Annotated in this window: 5 protein-coding genes; all 5 read right to left on the bottom strand. The window is 68.4% G+C overall.

Features of this window, described 5'->3' with window-relative positions; all coding sequences use genetic code 11:
* Positions 1-382, bottom strand: a 382-nt coding sequence (locus tag C1J00_RS36020) for a hypothetical protein (protein WP_180989820.1), incomplete at its 3' end; no start/stop codon positions are given.
* Positions 383-454: 72 nt separating this feature from the next.
* Entirely contained in the window at positions 455-2,500 is a 2,046-nt protein-coding gene (locus C1J00_RS36015; RefSeq protein WP_245936635.1) for a glycosyltransferase family 2 protein, read from the bottom strand.
* Positions 2,501-2,696: 196 nt separating this feature from the next.
* Positions 2,697-3,758 (bottom strand): acyltransferase family protein, encoded by a 1,062-nt coding sequence (locus C1J00_RS36010; RefSeq protein WP_245936634.1) that lies wholly within the window; start codon positions 3,756-3,758, stop codon positions 2,697-2,699.
* Positions 3,759-4,151: 393 nt separating this feature from the next.
* Complete coding sequence (locus C1J00_RS36005; protein WP_102913146.1) at positions 4,152-5,753, bottom strand: peptide chain release factor 3; 1,602 nt, start codon at positions 5,751-5,753, stop codon at positions 4,152-4,154.
* On the bottom strand, positions 5,750-6,196 hold the full coding sequence (locus C1J00_RS36000) for a MerR family transcriptional regulator (RefSeq protein WP_102913145.1): 447 nt from the start codon (positions 6,194-6,196) through the stop codon (positions 5,750-5,752). The genes C1J00_RS36005 and C1J00_RS36000 overlap by 4 nt, the downstream gene beginning before the upstream one ends.
* Positions 6,197-6,430 lie beyond the last annotated feature (234 nt).

The raw sequence follows: 6,430 nt of genomic DNA, 5'->3' as shown, positions 1-6,430 counted from the left end.
GGGGTGGGGCGGGAGCAGGCGCCTCTGCCTGCGGCGCGGCAGCCGCCGCCGAGTTCTGGGCGGCGCCGAGACAGGCGGCGACGTAGTCGCTGGGCACGGGGGTGTTCTGGGAGATGGACTTTTCCAGCGCCTCGGTGTCGCAACGGCGGCACAGCGGGAGCTCGCGCCAGCCGATGATGGACAGCTGGGTGCCGCGCGAGTGCCGGGTCATGGCCTGCGGGCGGTGGACGATGTCCTGGCCGCCGCAGTTCGCGCAGCGCGCGCCGCCGCGCATCCATTGCGCCGTGCAGCTCAGACAGGTGATCCTGATGTCGTCCTTCACCTGTTCGCCGCGCAGGTCCTCGGCCTCCCCGCACGACGGACATGCCGCCACACCGGCCATGATCGTCCGCCCTCCTCGCCGCGGAGTATTTGCCCATCGAAGTCTACCGTCACGTGAGAGTATGCACCCCGGTCAGGTTTTCTTCTGACTGAGTACGTGGCGAAGGTGCCGTCGGACGCCGGCAATCGGGTCGACGGTAGCGAGACGCAGGGTGAGGCGGTCGTGCCCGGCAAGCGGTCTGACGTATGCGGGCAGGCCCCGGCGGCGGAAACGCAAGGTGGGAAGAGCGCGATCTCCAGGGACGGGCACCTCCTCCGCCCCGGGAACCCGCAAGGCCACGGAGAGCCGCCAGTCGCCCCACTGCAGCGTTCCGGCGGCGACGGCGCGGGGGAGGTCGACGCGGAGCTCGACTCGGCCGCCGGCGCCGATGGTCAGGGTCTGGAAGGCGTCGAGCTCGACGGTACGGCCCTCGCGGTGGGCCCGTACGACCAGGTCCTCGGCGGTGACGTCCTGGACGCCGATGCGGCCGTCGAGGGTGAGGGTGGCGGGGGCGTTGTCCGCCCAGGTGACGCCGTTCATCGTGCAGTGCGGGCGCACGGAGTGCTTGCGCTGGCCGACGTCGAGGGTGAGGTTGTCGTACGGCTTGGTGAAGTAGGGGGTGATGACCTCGGCCCGTGCCTCGGCGAGCCGCACCAGGTGCGGCCGGGGACGGGAGTCGATGTCAGGGGACCGCCGGTTGCCCAGCCGGGCTTCCTTGACGATGTCCTGGCTGCGCACGCGGAGGAAGACGTCCCAGAGTCCGGCGGGCAGGGGGCCGCCGTCGGCTGCGGTGGCGGTGTCGATCCGTGCGGCGAACCCGGCTTGGTCATAGTCGTACAGACCTTCCCCTTCCGATGTCGTCAGGTCCGCTGTGTCGGTGGTTGGTGCGGGAAAGGAGTACTCGGTGCGGCTCTCGCGCTCCCGCAGGACAACCTCAGTGCCCGTCTCGTGTGTGTCAACGCGGTGGATGTATGCGTGGCCCTGGATTTCGAGCCAGCTGCCGCTCATCGACAGCGCGTCGAGGTGGTGGCGTACGGGCAGTTGGTCGGTGATGTCGTAGCAGTCGTCCGGGGCGCCGACGGTGGGATCCCGGAAGAACGGGTAGGCGCCGAAAGCACGTCCCTTGTCGACGACGACCTTGTCCCGACGGCCGGATCTGTCGAAGTCGATGACCGTGCGCAGTTCGTCCAGCATCCCCCGCTGGGCGAGGTTGAAGCGCAGCCGGGTCATCGCGGGCAGTCGCTCGGTGATCTCGTCGGTGCACCAGGTGTCGAGCAGGCGCCGGACACCGGCGAGGGCGGCCTCGCGTACGTCCGGCTCGTTCTCGCGTACCAGGTGGGTGAGGGCGCCGTTGAGGTCGACCTCCAGGTGGCGGCGGATCAGCAGATCCCGGCGTGGTCCTGCTTCCACTTCCCGTTCCAGCAGCTCGGACATCAGGTGCAGGAAGCGCAGTCTGGGCTGTGTTCCCCGGGTGGTCAGCGTGACGTTGTTGCCGTCCTCGCGTTCGACCCAGTAGTAGCAGTCGTAGTCGGCCACAACGGAGATCGCGGCGGCATGCAGATAGGCCATGGCGACGAACGGCTGGTCCTCACCGACCCGCAGATCGGTGCGAAAGCGCAGCCCGAGCCGCTCGATCAGCTCGCGTCTGAAGAGCTTCAGCGGGCTGAGTGTCCAGTAGACGCGTGAACTGAAGACGTCCGTTCTCGGCTGGTTGCGCCGGAACATCGAGCGGGGTGCGCCCCGGCCGCCGACACCCACCATCTTGCCGAGCACCACGTCGGAGCCGTTGGTGTCGGCCATGGCGACCATGCGTTCAAGGGCCTCGGGGCCGAGGTGGTCGTCGGCGTCCAGGAAGAACACATACCGGCCGCGGGCCAGTTCCAGTCCCACATTGCGCGGAGCCGAGGGCCCTCCGGAATTGGCCTGGTGCACGACACGGATGACCTCGGGGAACTCCTGGGCCAGCCTGTCGAGTTCGGCGCCGGTGCCGTCTGTCGAGCCATCGTCCACGGCGATCAGCTCGATGCTGCCGCGGCCGATCGTCTGCTCCACCACCGACATCACGCAGCGCGTCAGATAGGGCATCGCGTTGTACGCGCCGACAACGACCGAAACATCCGGGACGACGTCAACCGGCATATCACTCACAGATTTTGGCCTTCTCGTGAAAGGGCAGGTGCCCGACTGGGGTGCGGCAGGCGTGCCGCGCCACCGGCCGCAGGCACGCCTGCCACCGGGAGGGGTGTTCTTCGTCATGTGCGGCATCGCTGCTGGGCGGGCGTCAGCCGGCCACAGCCGCCGTACGGCGGGGAAAGGGGAAATAAGGGGGGGTGGCTCAGCCCTTGGCCGGCCGCTCCGCCAGGTTCGAGCGGAAGGCCCAGGACAGGTCCGGCTCAGTCACCGGACGTAGGTGACGGCGCACCGGCGGGGTGCACAACACGGTGACGGCAACGGCGGTGATGACCGAGAGAAGGACCTTCCCGGCCGGGTCGTTCAGCCAGGTGTAGGTGTCGGCGACACCCGCGTACTCCGCTCCCTTGGTCAGGAAGCCGTGGAGCAGGTAGCCGCAGATCGTGCCGGCGCCGAGCACCGTGAACCACGTGCGCCGACGCGGTACCCAGGACAGGAAGGCGGCCGTCAGCAGGACGGAACAGCCGAAGAGCGCGAACGTCATGACGACGCCGGTCCACCACGGTTCCCCGATCTCCTGGGCGCTGGAGCGCCGGAAGAACCACTCGGTCCGCAGGCGGGTCGACGCCCAGTAGGCGAAGGCGAGCGCGCCGACGAAGAGAGGTATGGCCAGCAGCCGGATCTCACGGCGTCCCAGGAGCTGGAAGTGTTCGGCCTTCAGGCACAGACCGAGCACGAAGAACGGAAGGAACTGCAGAACCCGCTGGAGGTTGAGGTCGTCGCCGAAGCCAGGGGTGACGGAGGCGAGTACCGCGACCGTCAGCGCGACCGCCAAGGGGTGCCGCAGTTGCTGCCACAGCGGTGTGGTGAGCCGCCAGATGAACAGGGCGGCGAGGAACCAGGTGAGCAGCCACGGATCGAGCAGGCTGATGGGATGGTCGGGCGCGTCGTCGGCGTACCGCTTGAACACGGAGTAGGCGGTCTCGAAGACGACGTACGGAACGACGATGCCACCGACCAGGCGCCTGATCTGGTGAGGCCGGGCGGTGAAGCTCCGCGACAAGTAACCGGAGATGATGATGAACGCCGGCATGTGGAACGTGTAGACGAGGACGTACAGCGCCCTGGTGGCGCGGCTGGTCTCCACGAGCTCCCAGGCATGCGCTACGGCCACCAGGACGATCAGCAGGTACTTCGCGTTGTCGAAGAACGCGTCACGCGTACCGCCGTGAGATGACGGGCCGCTGTCTTGCGTTGCCGCCTCCAGAGCTGGGGAACGGACTTGTGTGACGGCATTCGGTATGTCGTTCGACAAGACGCTACCCTCTCGTTACAGAAGAGATTCCCGAGGGCGCTCAGGCGCCGAACCGACGACACAAGTCACCGGCCGCGGCGCGGAGCGACAGCCTCAGGCACCGGCGACACTCACCCCATCCGCACGCAACGGCCGTGAGGGCGATCATCTGTCACTCACTCTAGCAGCCTATTTACCTGGTCTTTGCCGAACCATGGTGATTGCTTTACATGTCACCGGCTCGCCCAGCAGCTCTTCGAGCCGAAGGTCCACAGAAGTGCTGATCAACCGATCGATGGCCGACGGGATCAGGTATGCACTCTCACCTAGGGAGAGATATTAGCCTGCTCCCTGTCGGCGGTCGTCCTACTCGTGGGCGGCGATGAGGTGGTCCAGTCGGGCGGTGGGGAACTCCCGCTCGAAGGAGCCCGCCTGCCAGCCGTCGGGGAACAGGGCGAGCTGCGCCTTGTCGCGGATGCGGGTGAGGGCCTCACCCTGGACGATCCGGGAGCGGTTGAGGGCTTCTGCGCCGGCCGTGTCGGTGGCACGGGCCAGGCGGTAGGGCAGCGTCTCCAGCTTCACGGGGGAGGAGAACTCCCCGGCCATGCGGGCGCTGACGACGTCGAACTGCATCGGGCCGACCGCGGCCAGTACCGGCGCCTGGTCCCCGCGCAGGTCGGAGACCAGGACCTGGACGACACCCTCCTCGTCCAACTGGGCGATGCCGCGCCGGAACTGTTTGGACCGGCTGAGGTCTACCGGGCGGGCCACGGCGAAATGCTCGGGGGCGAAGGTGGGCATCGGCGGGAACACCGTCGACTGGCCGGCGTAGAGGGTGTCGCCGACGCGCAGGGCGGTGGCGTTGACCAAGCCGACCACATCGCCGGGATAGGCGATGTCGACCATGGAACGGTCCTGGCCGAAGACGCTGTGCGCGTACTTGGTGGCGAACGGCTTGCCGGATGCGGCCTGGGTGACGGTCATGCCGCGCTCGAAGATCCCTGAGCACACGCGCATGAAGGCGATCCTGTCCCGGTGGGCGGGGTCCATGTTGGCCTGCACTTTGAACACCAGCCCCGAGAAGGGGGCGTCCACCGGGCGCACGCCTCCGCCTTCCACTTCACGCGGGCCGGGCGGCGGGGCCAGGTCGACGATCGCATCCAGCAGCAGCCGCACGCCTATGTTGGAGATCGCCGCGCCGAAGAAGACCGGCGTGGTCCGGCACGCCAGGAACGCCTCCTGGTCGTGTACGGCACCGTCGATCTGGAGGAGATCAAGCTCCTCAACCGCCTTTCCCCAGTCCGCGCCGTCCTCCAGAGCAGCCCGATCAGCCGAGACGGGTTCCTCGATGGCTTCGCGGGCACCGCCGGGGGTGCGGGCGTAGCGCAGCATCTGTCCCGGCCTCCGTACGTCGATCAGTCCCCGCAGGTATCCGGCGTCGCCGACCGGCCAGGCGACGGGGGTGGGCTTGAGGCGGAACTCGCGCTCGATCTCGTCCAGCAGCTCCAGCGCCTCACGGCCGGGCCGGTCCCACTTGTTGACGAACGTGATGACCGGGATACCGCGGTGCCGGCAGACGTCGAAGAGCTTGCGGGTCTGCTCCTCCAGGCCCTTGGCGGCGTCGATGAGCATCACCGCGCAGTCCACCGCGGCCAGCACGCGGTAGGTGTCCTCGGAGAAGTCGGCGTGGCCGGGGGTGTCCAGCAGGTTCAGCACGCATCCCCGGTGGGCGAACTGCAGTACCGCGGAGGTGACGGAGATGCCGCGGGTCTTTTCCATCTCCATCCAGTCCGAGGCCACTCCGCGCCGCCCGGCTTTGCCGTGCACCGCGCCCGCCTCGGTGATGGCGTGTGCGTGCAGGGCGAGGGCCTCGGTCAGGGTGGACTTGCCCGCGTCGGGGTGGCTGATCACGGCGAACGTGCGTCGGCGGGCCGCCTCGGAGGCAGCCCATTCACTGGTGGAGCTCATCGCGCCGCCTCCGTGTCCGCCGCGGCCGTGGCGTCCACGAGCCGGGCCAGGTGGCCGTGCAGGGAGCGGGCGAAGTCCTCCGCATGGCCCAGCTGCCGCCGCAGGTCGTCGCACCGCGCGTCGGCCTTCACCCAGTACGTACGCAACCGTTCCACCAGTTCCTCGTGTGCTTGCTCGTGGTCCTCCGGCAACGGCCGGCCGTCGTCGGGGAGTTGATCCAGTACGTCCAGCAGGGCGCGGATGTCGTCGAGGCAGAAGCCCAGCGGCCGCATTCGCCGCAATAGCGCCAGTCGGCGCACCTCGGCCTCGGTGTAGAGGCGGAAGCCACCCATGCTGCGCTCGCTGGGGGCGACCACTCCGATGTCCTCGTAATGACGGATCGTCCGCAGCGACAGTCCTGTGCGTTCGGACACCTCGCCGATCTGCATCAGCTTCTCGCCCACGGCTTCACCGCCTCACCTCGCGTGCCGGCGCACTTGCCGGACTCCAAACCTACCCTCTCGTTAGGGTAGGTTTGCAACCGAGTGGAACCGAGGGCAGCCGCGGACAGGCTGCCGTCGTCGTCTCGGCAGCGTCGCCTCACTCCCCCTCGGGGTGGCGCTGCCGTCCGCCCACCCGCCGAGAGTTCCCTCCCGCGCGCCCGACGCCCTGCCTTGCGGCTCGGTAAAGCAGTTGCC

It is taken from the genome of Streptomyces cahuitamycinicus, assembly GCF_002891435.1.
In the GTDB taxonomy this organism is placed as follows: domain Bacteria; phylum Actinomycetota; class Actinomycetes; order Streptomycetales; family Streptomycetaceae; genus Streptomyces; species Streptomyces cahuitamycinicus.
This window is presented reverse-complemented; position numbering and strand designations above follow the sequence as displayed.

Bases quoted from the DNA above. Each gene is read 5' to 3' on its own strand.
- C1J00_RS36015 (WP_245936635.1), bottom strand. From the start codon at position 2,500: ATGCCGGTTGACGTCGTCCCGGATGTTTCGGTCGTTGTCGGCGCGTAC.
- C1J00_RS36005 (WP_102913146.1), bottom strand. From the start codon at position 5,753: ATGAGCTCCACCAGTGAATGGGCTGCCTCCGAGGCGGCCCGCCGACGC.